General features: G+C 62.7%; 14 protein-coding genes and 3 pseudogenes. 14 read left to right on the forward strand and 3 right to left on the reverse strand.

Features of this window, described 5'->3' with window-relative positions; translation table 11 throughout:
- The 10 genes and pseudogenes from Y708_RS31405 to Y708_RS30910 all read left to right on the forward strand — a co-directional run.
- The coding region (locus Y708_RS31405; RefSeq protein ID WP_162150447.1) for a MaoC family dehydratase at positions 1-541 on the forward strand (541 nt) is incomplete at its 5' end.
- On the forward strand, positions 538-1,980 hold the full coding sequence (locus Y708_RS23455; RefSeq protein WP_051478774.1) for an AMP-binding protein: 1,443 nt from the start codon (positions 538-540) through the stop codon (positions 1,978-1,980). The genes Y708_RS31405 and Y708_RS23455, both read left to right, overlap by 4 nt.
- Positions 1,977-2,237, forward strand: coding sequence for an acyl carrier protein (locus Y708_RS0106845; RefSeq protein WP_028279351.1), 261 nt, complete (start codon positions 1,977-1,979; stop codon positions 2,235-2,237). Before Y708_RS23455 ends, Y708_RS0106845 begins: the two co-directional genes overlap by 4 nt.
- A gap of 6 nt (positions 2,238-2,243) precedes the next feature.
- Entirely contained in the window at positions 2,244-3,281 is a 1,038-nt protein-coding gene (locus tag Y708_RS0106850) for a hypothetical protein (protein ID WP_028279352.1), read from the forward strand.
- Positions 3,274-4,089, forward strand: coding sequence for a tryptophan synthase subunit alpha (trpA, locus tag Y708_RS0106855; protein WP_028279353.1), 816 nt, complete (start codon positions 3,274-3,276; stop codon positions 4,087-4,089). The genes Y708_RS0106850 and trpA overlap by 8 nt, the downstream gene beginning before the upstream one ends.
- Entirely contained in the window at positions 4,086-4,460 is a 375-nt protein-coding gene (locus tag Y708_RS0106860; RefSeq protein WP_028279354.1) for an ectoine synthase, read from the forward strand. The genes trpA and Y708_RS0106860 overlap by 4 nt, the downstream gene beginning before the upstream one ends.
- A 2-nt stretch (positions 4,461-4,462) precedes the next feature.
- The gene (locus Y708_RS0106865; protein ID WP_028279355.1) at positions 4,463-5,602 is read left to right on the forward strand and encodes an acyl-CoA dehydrogenase family protein; all 1,140 of its coding nucleotides are present in this window, start codon (positions 4,463-4,465) and stop codon (positions 5,600-5,602) included.
- Between the two features lies 1 nt (position 5,603).
- On the forward strand, positions 5,604-6,341 hold the full coding sequence (locus Y708_RS0106870) for a phosphoribosylanthranilate isomerase (protein WP_051478775.1): 738 nt from the start codon (positions 5,604-5,606) through the stop codon (positions 6,339-6,341).
- The gene (locus Y708_RS0106875; RefSeq protein ID WP_035775558.1) at positions 6,338-7,021 is read left to right on the forward strand and encodes a beta/alpha barrel domain-containing protein; all 684 of its coding nucleotides are present in this window, start codon (positions 6,338-6,340) and stop codon (positions 7,019-7,021) included. Before Y708_RS0106870 ends, Y708_RS0106875 begins: the two co-directional genes overlap by 4 nt.
- Positions 7,005-7,703, forward strand: a pseudogene (locus tag Y708_RS30910) (alpha/beta fold hydrolase); the annotation flags it as partial. The gene Y708_RS0106875 and the pseudogene Y708_RS30910, both read left to right, overlap by 17 nt.
- A gap of 15 nt (positions 7,704-7,718) precedes the next feature.
- Here Y708_RS30910 and Y708_RS0106885 read toward each other — a convergent pair.
- Positions 7,719-8,267 carry a P-loop NTPase family protein gene (locus Y708_RS0106885; protein ID WP_253905719.1) on the reverse strand — a complete coding sequence of 183 codons (549 nt, stop codon included), beginning with the start codon at positions 8,265-8,267 and terminating at the stop codon, positions 7,719-7,721.
- Between the two features lie 240 nt (positions 8,268-8,507).
- Between Y708_RS0106885 and Y708_RS0106895 the strand changes: the two genes are divergently transcribed.
- From Y708_RS0106895 to Y708_RS23460, 3 genes are all read left to right on the forward strand, one after another.
- On the forward strand, positions 8,508-10,190 hold the full coding sequence (locus Y708_RS0106895) for an ATP-binding cassette domain-containing protein (protein ID WP_028279361.1): 1,683 nt from the start codon (positions 8,508-8,510) through the stop codon (positions 10,188-10,190).
- A 114-nt stretch (positions 10,191-10,304) separates the two neighbouring features.
- The gene (gene mscL / locus Y708_RS0106900; RefSeq protein WP_028279362.1) at positions 10,305-10,724 is read left to right on the forward strand and encodes a large conductance mechanosensitive channel protein MscL; all 420 of its coding nucleotides are present in this window, start codon (positions 10,305-10,307) and stop codon (positions 10,722-10,724) included.
- Positions 10,725-10,832: 108 nt separating this feature from the next.
- A complete protein-coding gene (locus tag Y708_RS23460; protein WP_081746554.1) occupies positions 10,833-12,005 on the forward strand; it encodes an MFS transporter in 1,173 nt (390 codons plus the stop codon).
- Positions 12,006-12,008: 3 nt separating this feature from the next.
- Here Y708_RS23460 and Y708_RS23465 read toward each other — a convergent pair whose 3' ends face one another.
- Entirely contained in the window at positions 12,009-12,530 is a 522-nt protein-coding gene (locus Y708_RS23465; protein ID WP_051478776.1) for a hypothetical protein, read from the reverse strand.
- A 295-nt stretch (positions 12,531-12,825) separates the two neighbouring features.
- Here Y708_RS23465 and Y708_RS0106915 point away from each other — a divergent pair.
- Positions 12,826-13,158 (forward strand): annotated as a pseudogene (locus tag Y708_RS0106915) (ATP-binding cassette domain-containing protein); the annotation flags it as partial.
- Positions 13,159-13,265: 107 nt separating this feature from the next.
- Here the strand turns inward: Y708_RS0106915 and Y708_RS29705 are convergent.
- Positions 13,266-13,613: pseudogene (locus tag Y708_RS29705) on the reverse strand (hypothetical protein); the annotation flags it as partial.

A 13,613-nucleotide genomic window follows, 5' to 3' on the forward strand; every position in this document is an offset into this window, starting at 1 on the left:
CCCCCGCCGCGAGACACGCGGCCTGCGGCTTGCGCTGCAGGCAACCATTGACGACGACGGCGGGTCCTGCATTGCGCAGCTCACCGCGGGCGTGCTGCTGCTGGGACAGACGTCCTTGGAGGATTTCGGGGAGCTGCCCACGCCCGGGGGCGCCCGTGCGATTCCGGGGGTGGAACCGGTTGCTCGTGGGTTCGCGGTGGACACGGACTTTGTGCGGGGGTATGCCGATGTTGCCCGTGACCATAACCCCATCCATCTGGATGACAGGGCCGCGCGGGCAGCGGGTTTCCCCGGCGTCATTGCGCACGGCATGAGCATTGTCGCCGTTATCTGCGAGGCGGCGATCGAGCAGTTGGCCGGCGGCGACGCCGCAAGGGTACGGGGTGTGGGTGTCCGGTTCTCTGCGCCGGTGCTGCCGAACGAGCCGTTGGAGGTCACGTTCCAGCCGGCGTCTGAAGGGCGCTACGGCTTCACCTGCAGAACGTCACGCGGAATTGCGCTCAAGGGCGGCTGGTTTGAACTCGAGGACGGCAACCCATGACCGGTTTACTGGAGCGATTCCTTTCCACCGCCGACCGCCTCGCGGCACTGCCCGCCCTGCACTGGAACGGCTGCGACCTCACCTACAGCGAACTGCGCACCGAGATGGAGCGGCAGATGCTGCTGCTGGAGGGAATACCCGCCGGCGCGCCGGTATGTATTGCCGCGCACAAGAATCCCTCCACCCTTGGCCTGGTTTTTGCCTGCCTCGAGCTGGAGCGGCCCTTCCTGCTCCTGGCCCCTACTCTTGCTGCGGCTACTTTTGAGCAGGTCAGCGCACGGTCGGGGTGCGCGCACATCATCGACGCGGGGGCGGGGACGGTCCGCACCCAACGCGCGGACTTTCCGAAGATTCCAGACGACGTCCGGTTCATGCTGGCCACGTCCGGTTCAACCGGCCTGCCCAAGGTGGTGCCAATCCGTCAGGGCGCTGTTGACCGGTTCATCGAATGGGCGGCCAACGTTTTTGATATCCGTCCGGCCCGCACGGTGCTCAACCTGGCCCCGCTGAACTTTGATCTCTGCTTCCTCGACGTCTGGACCACCCTTGCCTACGGCGGCCGGGTTGTCCTGGCCGATCCGGACCAGGCAGCCAAGGGCAGCTACCTGCTGGACCTGGTTCATCGGTTTGATGTCCACGTCATCCAAGGCGTGCCGATGTTCTTCACCCTGATGGCAGCCGCCGGGGAGGAGGGTCGCTTCCACGCAGTGGACCACATCATGTTCACGGGCGACGCCATCACCGAGCTAACTGTGTACGCCACCATGCGGCTGTTCCCCAACTCCAGGCTGCACAACATCTATGGGTGCACTGAGACAAATGACAGCTTCATGTACGAGGTGGACCGCACCGCCGTGGCATACCCGTTGCCCATCGGGGCGCCGCTTCCCGGGGTAAATGCTGTTGTGATGAGTGATGACGGTGCAGTGGTGGACGGCGCCGGGACCGGAGAGCTGTTGATTGCCGGGCCCTACCTCACACCGGGCTACCTTGACCCGAGCCGCAACACCGGGCGGTTCACTGAAATCCGCGGAACTACCTACTTCCGTTCCGGCGATCTGGTGCAGCGCGATGAGGCCCGCACCATCCGCCTGATTGGCCGCAGCGATTTCCAAGTGAAGGTCCGCGGAGTCGCAATCAACACGGCGGAGGTGGAAACCGTTTTGGGTGACCACCCGCTGGTACGTGCCGCCGCCGTCGTCGCACTCCCGGACCCCTTGACGGGCCGCACGCTCACCGCCGTGGTCCAGCGTCAACGTGGCAGCAGCCTCAGCAGCTTCGCCCTCAAGAAGCACTGTGCACAGAACCTGCCCAAGTCGGCCATTCCCACCTTGCTCTACGTGACCGATGAGCAGCTCCCACTCACCTCCACCGGAAAAATCAACAGGCGCCAGGCCATCGAGGACTGCACGCCGAACGTCGAAAGAAGGGTGTCATGAACAACATCGAAACCGTCAGGAATTTTGTCATCGAGGAATTCCTCCCGGGAACCAACCCCGCGGAACTCGGCGTGGAGGACGACCTGCTCAACAGCGGTGTCCTTGACAGCCTGGGCCTGCTGAAAATGATTGCCTGGATCGAGTCGACCTTTGACGTCCCGATTGGCGATACAGACTTGGACCCTGACAACTTCAGCAGCCTTGCCGCGATCGACGGGTTCATCACGTCGGCGCGGCAGGGCGCCCCAACGGTCTGAGACGCCATGAACGACGTCGTTGCCGCCCTTCTGGGGCGAAACGCCCCTATGGCGGTGGATCAGTGGACTGAGCTGTGGGGATCGCTCAATGCAGGGGAGATCGACCGCGCTGAGCTGACCGCCATGCTGGGTTCGCTGACCACCCACTTGCCGGACCGTGTTAGTCTGGCCAACTTTGTCACTTCCCTGAGGGAGCGCCGGCCCCCTGAACCGCTGTGGCCGCAGACCGTCAACGTGGTGGGCACGGGCGGCGGACCATCGACGTTCAACGTCTCCACAGCGGCCGCCTTCGTGGCGGCCGCTGCCGGGGTCAAGGTGGTGAAATCCGGTTCCCGGGCCTACAGCAGCGCGCTCGGGTCCATCGACCTGCTGGAACGCCTGGGCATCAAAACCACCAAGTCCAACGACGAGGCCCGAAGCTCGTTGGGCGGGAACGGCCTCGCCTTCACCGGCCAGCACGTATATCCGGCCGAACTCACGCGGATTGCCCGCACCATCTACCCGACGGCCATGAAGTCCTTTGGCCGGTTCCTCAACGCGCTGGGACCTTTCATCGCTGCGCTGCCTGCCTCGGCGCAGCTCACCGGTGTATCGAGGCGCTATCCCATGGAGGAGCTGCGCCACCTCGCGTCCGAAGAGCACACCCGCGACATCTGGCTGTGCACCAACCCCGAAGGCGTCGATGAGCTCCTCAGCTTCACCGACAACGTCATTGAGGTCTCCGGTTCCTATCGGATCAAACTCAGCACGGGCAGCCTGACCAGCGGCCGCGGGTCCCTCGTGGACCTGAGGCCCGTCATGGATCAGGAGGCTGCCGTGGAGCACTTCCTGGACGTGGTGGCAGGACGGCACAGCCGCACCGCGTCCGAAACTGTCTGCCTCAACGCAGCTGCCCTCGCCGTCGCCAGCGGACGGACTCCGCAGTGGAAGGATGCCTACCAGCAGGCTGAACAGGCGATGCACGAAGGAACAGCACTGGACCTGGTGCACAGGATGCGGTCGGACAAAGCCGCCTCCGCGCGGAAGGCGCTGGCCCATGTCTAGGTTCTTCGCGGGCAGCTCTGCGGCGAACCCGGGGCTGGCGTTGTTCCTCAACGCCGGCGATCCACCGCTGGATCAGCTCCACGACCTCATGCTGATGCTTGACCGGAACGGTGTTGACTGCCTGGAACTCGCCGTCCCCTTCGCCAACTCGGCCACCGACGGACCAGTGGTGCAACGCTCCGCCCTCAGAGCCCTGGAACAGGGGGTGGATCTCCCTGCGGTCCTGGCGTTTCTTGCCCGGGTGAGGCCACAGCTAACCCATCTCAAGGTTGCACTGCTGGTCGACTGGAGCCACTCCATCAAAGGGACGCCACTGGATTCCTTCGTGGCCTCCGTGGCGGACTGCGCGGCGGATGGAGTCCTGGTCCACGGACTGCCGCCGATACTCCGGGCTGAGTACCACGTGTCCGCCCAACGACGCGGCGTGCCGGTGGTGACCACCTGCTACCACGGGGCTTCTTCAGCGGAAGTGATTGCCCACGCCGCTGCCAACGCAAGCGCTTATGTATATCTGGTGGCCCGCTACGGCCGTACCGGCAGCGCACCGGCCACCGGGTACGCCGATCTTGCTGCCACCGTGACTCAACTGACCGCGCACGGTCAGGCCCCGGTCGCCGTCGGATTCGGAATTAAGACGCGGGAGGACATCCTGGCGGTGGGCCGCACGGGTGCGCACGCGGCGATCATCGGTTCTGCCGCGGTTTCCTGTATTGAAAATACTCACCAATCCGGCCCGGACACCGTGCGGGCCTTCGAAGACTTCATTCACTCAGTCATGCCCACAACTCTGCAAAGGACAACGCAATGATCATCAGGGAACGCGCAAAAGTGACTACGGTGGATTGGGGAAACGGCACCAGCAGCCGTCTGCTCGTAGCAGCCGACAATCTTGGCTACACGGTTTGCCACACCGTGGTTGTCGCCGGCACCACGTCACAACTCGAGTACCGTAACCACCTGGAATCCTGCTATTGCATCAGCGGCCGCGGGCACGTCCAGGAGTCGGACGGGACCATCCACGAGATTGTGCCCGGAACGCTCTACGCACTGGACAAGAATGACGCCCACCTGCTGATCGCCGACGAGGGTGATGACCTTCACCTTATGAGCGTCTTCTCGCCCGCGTTGCGCGGCGACGAGGTGCACAGCCTTGACGGCTCCGGCTACTCGGCGTACTGATCATGCCCGCGTGGACAGAGGACCAACAAGAACTCAGGGCAATGATCGAATCCCTGGGACCATCCCTATCGGAGGGATGCCTGGAGCGCGACGCGGCGGGCGGGTTTCCCCGTTCCCAGTGGGACGTCCTAGCGCGGGCGGGCATGTTCGGCCTGCCCTTCGCGGAGGAATTCGGCGGACTTGACCAGGACCTGCTGACCACCATGTACGTGCTGGAAGGCCTTGGCGAGTCGAACAGGGATGCCGGCCTGGCGTTCTCGGCAGTGACCAGCATTGCCAGCACGGGTATTCCACTGGGCAGATTTGGCTCGGAAAAGCTCAAGGTCAATTACCTGCCGGGAATCTGCGCGGGCTCCCTGATAGGCGCCCACGCGATCACCGAAGCTGAAAGCGGGTCGGATGCCCTCCAGATGCGCACAACTGCCACGCGCGACGGCGACGATTACGTGCTGAACGGCAGCAAGACTTTTGTGACCAACGGTCCGGTTGCCGACGTCGTCGTTGTGTATGCGCGCACCAGTGCCACAGCCGGCCCGCTTGGGGTAACCGCCTTCCTGGTGCCGGCTGAAACGGCGGGCTTCGCTGCCGGGAAGCCGTTCAAAAAGATGGGTCTCGGGACGTCTCCGATGGGTGAGCTGTTCCTCGACAACTGCCGGATTCCGGCGGACAACGTGATTGGACGGGTTGGCGGCGGGTTTCTGGTGCTGGACCACGTGATGGAACGCGAAATCCTGTTGTCCTTCATTGTGAACATCGGGGAAATGCGGCACCGGCTGCAGCGCACCGTGGAGTACGCAAAATCCCGTGTGCAGTTTGGCCAGCCAATCAGCTCCTATCAGGCCGTCTCCCACAAACTCGTGGACATGTTGATCAAGCTGGAGACGGCGTCGAAATGGCTGTACGACGCGGCGCTTTTAGTGATGGAGGGCAAGCGGGCCACAACTGAGATTGCGATCGCCAAGCTCTTGACCAGCCAGTACAACCTGGAATCGAGCCTGTCGGCCGTGCAGATCCATGGGGGCAACGGGTATATGAGTGAGTTCGGTATTGAGCAGGAAATGCGCAATGCCGTTGCCGGTTCCATCTATTCGGGGACCAACGACATCCAATACAACCGCATCGCTTCAATGATGGGACTGTGACATGACGGTCGAGAAGTTCAGTAGCTTTCACATGGAGAACGACGGCGCGCGGCCGCTTTTCAAGGTCTGCGGCGCTATGGAAACCGCCGATATTGACTGCATGTCCGCTTCCGGTGCGGGCGCCGCAGGCCTGTGGTGGGAAATCCCCGAGGGACAGCGGGCGCTTCTGCCTACGGAGGTTGTTCGGCTGGCACACCATTGCCACAGCCAGGGCACGGTGGACCCCTGGCTGGTGACGTTTGCCCACGAACCTGCTCCCATCCGTCGGGTGCTGGAGGAGGCGGGCATCACCTGGCTGCAACTCCATGCCTTCCAGGCGCCACGGATGGTCGACCTGCTGCGCACTAGCGTGTCGGCGGAAACCGTCATCGTAAAAGTGCTGCACATCAGCGACGGCAAGTGCCTGGAAGGTCCGCTCCTTGGAGCGTATGAGCGCGCCGGGACCGACATGTTCCTGCTGGACGCCATGTCCAGCTCAGGGCAGGTGGGAAGCACGGGGAACAGCCTGGATCCCATTGACGTCCTTGCTGTGGTTGAACGGTTGGAACATCCGTTTCTGCTGGCAGGTGGGCTGAATGCCAACAACTTTGAGGATTTTTCGCTGATTGCCGCTCATCCGCGGTTCATGGGGATCGACGTGGACACTGCTGCGCGGGATCAGTCCGGGTCCTTGGATGGGCGGCGGATAGCGTCAGTTGGGTCCGCTTGGGGACTGGTACCGGAAAGGACCTATCTATGAGGTTCATCGAGTCACTTCTGGGCGCCCGCGTCCCTTTAATTATGGAGGTGAAGCGGCAATCCGCTGACGGCGTGGATCTGCTTGCGGGACGAACTGCGGCGGAGGCCGTTGCGCTTTATTCGGAGCTGGATGCACCCTGCATCTCGGTGGTAACAGGCAGGTGGTTCGGTGGTGATGAACCGCTTCTGCACGAGGTTCTGTCCCTGACGGATAAGCCGGTGCTGCAGAAGGACTTCATCACGCGGGTGGAACAGGTGCGGCGCGCGGCAGACTCCGGGGTGTCAGCCGTCCTGTTGACCGCATTACTGCTGCCGGTTTCCGGGCTGGTTAAGCTCGTTGAAACGTCCCTGTCCTTGGGGGTAACGCCGTTCGTGGAAGTGGTCAACGCAGCCGAGGCCTTGTCGGTGCCGAACCCATCCGAGTGCATTATCGCCGTCAACAATAAGGACATCCGAACCAAGGAACAGGACGCAGCGAATCTTGGCCGCAGTATTGAATTGCTCCCGGTTTTGCGCAACGTGGGAACTCCCTGCCCCGTCAGCGCCAGTGGGATCGAGACTCCGGCAGATGCCCGGCGCCTGCTCGACGCCGGTTACCGGGGGCTGTTGGTCGGAACCTCGCTGCTGGGCCCCGGCGGCGGAGCGGAATGGATCGGGGGACTTCATGACGCCCGTCTCTGAGACTTCGGTGAGCAGCGGGACGCTTGAGTTGGTGTGCTTCCCGCCGGCTGGCGGATCGGAGGCCATGTTCAAGGAATGGGGTGGCGCACTTGGCTCCTTCTCAGTGCGGGCGGTCAATATACGACGGCGCGCGGCGTCTGCGGCCTCTGCGGCCGATCTATCCCTGACCCAGGTGGCGCGGTCCCTTGCCGGCGAAGTTGCGGGTTACCGGCCGTACGCGCTGGTGGGGCACAGCCTCGGTGGTCTGATTGCATTTGAGACGGCTCGTGCCATCTGCAGCCAACCACACCTTCGACGGCCGGAATGTGTTGTGGTGATGGGGTCCCGTCCACCTCACCGTTCTTCGGCGTCGGTCTTTGCGCCCATGCTGGCACTCAATGATGACAACCTCCTTGATGCGCTGGAACACTCCGGCGCCGTTAACCCCGCGCTGAAGTCGAGCCCGCTCCGGCCGCTGTTCATGCCGGCACTCCGGGCGGACCTTCGTCTCATTACCACTTACCAGCCCAACGTCGATGCCCTGCGACGGCACCCGTTGCCGGTGGATTTGTTTGCCTGGCACGGATCAGCGGATTCCTTAGCCACTCCGGGATTGGGGTTGGAGTGGTCGGCCTATACTTCAGCGCGTTTTACGCATTGTGAGTTCGACGGTGGCCACTTTTTCCCCGTGGACCGGTTTGACCTGGTGTCGGAGGCGTTACTTTCGCTCCTTCCCCGCTTCGATTTCCCGCAGCCAGCGCTCCAGATCAACCGGCCGCCGGAACCGCAGCACCGGCAGTCCAACAGCGAGATACTCTTCAATCCGCTCACGCTTCCGAGTAAATGACTGAAAGTGCCAGCGGATGATGGAATCGCGGGCAAACGTCTTACGGAGTGACTCAGTGTTGCCGTTGCAGATCTCCTCCCGGGTCGCGATTCTGCGCACAGCCCGGCGGATCAGGCGCAGCAGCGACACCCGGCGCGGGTAATCCAGGGCAACAATAAGTTGCGCGCGGGGCATGACCCGGTCAGCCCAGATGGCATAGAAGCTGTCGAAGACCCACGTTTCCCCGGCGGCAAGACGCTCCGCGGCGGTGGTTTGTTCGGCAGGATCGCGCTGGACCCACCCGGGCAGCCAGCCGATGTCCGAGTCCGCGGCCACATACCGGAAGCCGGTCGCTGCCGCATATCTTTGCGCCGCCGTGGACTTTCCGGATCCGGTGACGCCAAAAAACACAACGCGTCGAGGGCTGGATGGGATGCTCACCGGTCTATCCTTCCATGTGGCGATCATCGTTTATGTGACGCAGCGGACCTTCACCCCCGGCTTCGCGCCGGAGTCGGTGGACGTTGACCTGACCGGTGTGCATTACGTGGACCTGATCGTCGAGGCGCCGGGAAGCATTAACGGTGCCCACGGCGTCTGGGGAGACGCGAGGTTCAACTGCGGCGAACTGCACGTCGCGGCCGACAGCCCGGTTTGCCCCCGGATGAAACACTTAAGCACGTGGCACACCTTGACGTTTCCAACATCGACTACTTCCTCTCCGACGGCCGGCAGCTCCTCAACGCCGTCAGCTTCAAGGTGGGAGAAGGCCACAAGACAGCATTGATCGGCCCCAATGGAACGGGCAAGACCACGCTCCTGCGCATCGTTGCCGGGGACATCACCGCAGATGAGGGCGCCGTCTCCCGCTCCGGCTCGATGGGCATCATGCGCCAGTTCGTGGGCCAGGTCCGCGACGACACCACCGTCCGCGACCTCCTGGTTTCCGCTGCTCCTCCGGCACTTGCCAAGGCCGCGAAGGCAGTGGACAGCGCTGAGCTGGCCATGATGGAGAACGACGACGAACCCACCCAGATGCGCTACGCCCACGCCATCACCGACTGGGGCGACGCCGGAGGCTACGAACTCGAAACCACCTGGGACGAAGTGACCATGGCGTCCCTCGGCGTGCCGTACAGCCGCGCACAGTACCGCGCGGCGTCGTCGTTATCCGGTGGCGAGCAGAAGCGGCTGGTCCTGGAGGCACTGTTCTCCGGACCGGATGACCTGCTACTCCTTGACGAGCCGGACAACTACCTGGACGTCCCCGGCAAGCGCTGGCTTGAGGCCAAACTCAACGAATCCAAGAAGTCCGTGCTGTTTGTCAGCCACGACCGCGAGCTGCTCGCCAACGCTGCAACCCGCATCGTCACGCTGGAACCGGGAGCGCTGGGCGCCTCGAGTTGGGTCCACGGCGGCGGTTTCGAGACTTACCTGCAGGCGCGCACGGATCGGAACCTTCGCTTCGAGGAATTACGACGCCGGTGGGATGAGGAACATATCAAGCTCAAGGAGCTTGTGAACATGTACAAGAACAAGGCGGCGTTCCGGTCCGACATGGCCAACCGCTACCACGCCGCCCAGACGCGGCTGGCCAAGTTCCTTGAAGCCGGGCCGCCGGAAGCCATCCCCATCGAACAGAACGTGCACATGCGGCTCAAGGGCGGACGCACGGCCAAGCGCGCGGTGGTGGCGCAGAAGCTTGAGCTGACGGGGCTGATGAAACCGTTCAGCACCGAGATCTGGTTTGGTGACCGGGTGGGGGTGCTGGGATCCAACGGATCGGGAAAGTCGCACTTCCTGAGGCTGCTGGCAGGCGGCGGCACGGACCCGGAGAAGGAACACGAGCCCGTGTCCGAGGTAACCATTGCACCCGTGCCGCATACCGGCGTCGCAAAGCTGGGGGCGCGCATCCGGCCGGGATTTTTCGCCCAGACCCATGTCCGCCCGGATCTGCTTGGCCGCTCGCTGCTGGACATCCTGCACCGCGGCGATGACCACCGTTCCGGCCTGGGCCGCGAGGCGGCATCCGGCGTGCTGGACCGCTACGGACTCGCCGGGCAGTCTGAGCAGCAGTATGACTCACTGTCGGGCGGCCAGCAGGCGAGACTGCAGATCCTCCTGCTTGAACTCTCCGGCGCGACGCTCCTGCTCCTGGATGAACCCACTGACAACCTCGACCTGCACTCGGCGGAGGCGTTGGAGAAGGCAATCGACGCTTTTGAGGGTACGGTCCTTGCCGTCACCCACGACCGCTGGTTTGCCCGCAGCTTCGACAGGTTCCTGGTCTTTGGCGAGGACGGCAGGGTCTACGAGTCCGAGGAGCCGGTCTGGGACGAAGGCCGGGTCCAGCGCGCACGCTGAGGTGGAAGTACCGTTTGCATCTTGTCGCTGTGGACGGGGACTTATAGTCTGCTCGGAGCAGCTCGGCCGGCCGTATCCAGGCCGGCATATTCACTGTGTATAGGAGCCCGTCTTATGCTTCAAGGATTCAAGGATTTTGTACTCCGCGGAAATGTCATTGAGTTGGCCATCGCCGTTGTCATTGGCGGCGCCTTTACTGCGCTGGTCGCAGCCCTTACGGAGAACGTCGTCAAACCCATAATTGCCGCGGCTGGCGGAACAGATTCGATTGGGCTTGGCTTCCGGGTTATCCCAAGCAATGACGCAACGTTTATCAACATCGGAGCGGTGATCACGGCAGCGATCACCTTCCTCATCACCGCGGCAGTGGTGTACTTCATCTTTGTTGCACCGATGAACAGAATGAACCAGATGATGAAACGCCGCTTGAGTGCCGACGAGCCTGAGGAAGAGCCCATACCAGTGGACACCGCCTTGCTGACTGAGATGCGTGATCTCCTCCGCGAAATGAGCGAGCGATCCTCATCGCGGTGATGCGCCCTGATCTTTCCGCGCGTCATGAAATTGGCGGCCCGCGTCACAATGGACGCTGAGGGCGGGAGAAACTACGGTTTACAGGTGCAAACCAACGTCAGACCGGCCATGTGGGCCACCTTCACCGTATTTGGTCTCAACGGCCTGGTGTTCGCCAGTTGGGCCGCCCGAATCCCGGCAGCGTCCGCCTCGTTGGGGCTTGGCTCGGGTGAGACGGGAGCGCTCCTTCTGACCGGCGCCATCGGTTCCGTGCTGGCACTGCCTCTGGCCGGGACCATCGCCGGACGGGTAGGTACGGCCAACACCGTTCGGCTGGGCGGTGTCGCCTCGGCAATTGCCGCGGTCACTATCTCAGGCGGATTGACGACGACGTCGGTTGCCCTGACGGCGATTGGCCTGTTTCTCTTCGGTGTGGGTGTGGCGCTCTGGGATGTCGCCCAAAACATTGAGGGTGCCGATGTGGAGCGCAGGCTCCTGCGGACAATCATGCCCAAATTCCATGCAGCGTTCAGTGGGGGCGCTTTCGCGGGTGCGATGGTGGGTGCCGGGCTGGCAGCGCTTGGCATTGAATTTGCGCTGCACCTCTTGGGCGTGGCTGCGGTTGTACTGGTGGTTTCGCTGTGGGTTCCCAAGCACTTCCTGCCGGAACACGCGCAGCAGGAAAGCAGGAACGAGGAGGCGCCCCGCAGCCGGTTTGCGGCCTGGAAGGAACCGCGCACGCTCCTCATCGGCCTGGTTGTGCTCGGCGCTGCATTGACCGAAGGCGCCGCCAATGACTGGGTGGCCAAGGCCAGTGTGGACGGTCTTGGGACGTCCCAAGCCGTTGGTGCGCTCATGTTCGGCGTATTCGTGGCGTCGATGACCGTGTTCCGATTTGTGGGCGGCGGACTCATTGACCGTTACGGCAGGGTGAAAGTCCTGCAGGTAAGCCTCGGCGCCTCTCTGCTTGGTCTGGCAGTGTTTGTCTTTGCGCCGAATGAGCTTCTTGCCGGCGCGGGGGCCGTCCTTTGGGGAATGGGCGCTGCGCTCGGTTTCCCCATGGGCATGTCCGCGGCTGCCGATGACCCCAGGCACGCTGCTGCGCGGGTATCGGTGGTGTCGACCATCGGTTATACGGCGTTCCTTGCCGGTCCGCCCTTGTTGGGATTCCTTGGCGATCACGTTGGCATCCGCAACGCCCTGTTGGCTGTGGGCGTGGCCGTTCTTGCATCCTTTCTCGTTGCGCCGGCTGCGGCTGAACGGCGCGCTGAAGAACGGGACCAAACCATCACCCGTGGGTAGCTGTCAGCGACGGGGGCCGCTCCCGTCCGGATCGACGTTGTCTGTTGTCTCCCCACGGGTTTTTTCGCTGTGACGCGGTTCTGCACCGTGGTCCGGGTTGGTCCCTGACGCGGTGGCACTGTCCGACCGTGTGCCTGTATGTTCGGCCTGGGTAGTCCCGGTTGACTGTCCTGGACGGGTATCCACATCCGGGTCTATTTCGTCAGCCTTTCGTGCCTGGTCCTCGGTTTCGCTGCGGAGACCCTGCGCATCGGCCTGGCGCTGTTCCGCTTCCCTGCGCAGCTTTTCGGCGTCCACCTCGGCGCGCTGTGCCTCGGCAGCAGCCTGACTGGCTTTCGCTTCACGATCCCGGGCCTCCAGGTCAGTCTCCTGGGCCTTGTCACGAAGATCGGACGCCTGATGACGGTCCTCTTCCCTGTGCTGTTCGTCAACCTGATGCTTGCGCTTGCGGCCAAGGAAAATGACCACCCCGATAATGACCAGCACCACAACAATTCCAACGATGATCCATCCCAGAGTGTCCATGACATCCACCTTCAGTTGATTCTGCGGGCCGCTTATGTAGCTACTCTTGTCCTGCCTTAGGAGGGCGTCAAGGCCTCGGCGGGCTCGAACCAGGGCGGAGGGGCGCCGGCATGCTGTTCAATGTGTAATTGGCACTACCCAATCACTTTGGTATGATGCGTGACGGAAGTCTTGACCCGGCAAAATAATCGGCGAATGATTGCTTGATCGTCCGAGCAAACAACCAGTTCTGATCTAGGACGCAATCCGTCCGCAATGACCTGATGGCGTGTGCCGCACAAACTAGGATTAAATCATGACAATTATTGAGGCCAAGGGTCTGAAGAAGACCTATAGATCGAAGAGCGGCCCTGTCCATGCGCTTGATGGACTGGACCTGTCCGTTCCCCAGGGAACGGTAAAGGCACTGCTTGGCCCCAACGGCGCGGGCAAAACCACGGTGGTCAAGATGCTCACCACGTTGATCAAGCCGGATGAGGGCACCGCCTTTGTTGACGGCATCGACGTGGTGCGCAACCCCAAGGCTGTCAGGCGCATCATTGGCGCTTCAGGACAGTATGCGGCGGTGGACGAGAACCTCACTGGATTTGAGAACCTCGAGATGGTGGGGCGTCTGTACCACCTAGGGCGTGTCTGTTAAAGATGTGATGTCTCCGGAGTTTGGTAACAGTTCCGCCTCGGGACTTCGGTGACACTTGCTGTCTCTGGACATCGGTAACAGTTTTCCTTGCATGCCTATCTGCGGAAGTGGGTGCGTGCCCTGCTCATCCCGACGTAAGTGGTTCCTTCGGGCGGCCAGAAGTACTCTGCGAGGATCTCTCCTTCGGTATTGGCGAATACGACGCCGTCAAGGTCCCAGGCCGCGATGACGACTCGTCCGCCCATCCGCTTGGTTACGGAGTGCAGGGTCCTGCCGATGCCGACCACACCGTTGGGATAGACCCGCAGCTTCCGGCTACCAGTGACTGCCGGGCGGGCGATACTGCCGCTGATTTTCTGCGACGGGTCGGTCTCGGGAGGTGTTTGAGCCCGCAGCTCCGTCGTGGTGCGCTCCGCTGCTTCTGCACCAACGTCCGCCACCGG

The sequence above is a fragment of the Arthrobacter sp. H5 genome (assembly GCF_000520595.1).
Lineage (GTDB): Bacteria > Actinomycetota > Actinomycetes > Actinomycetales > Micrococcaceae > Arthrobacter_D.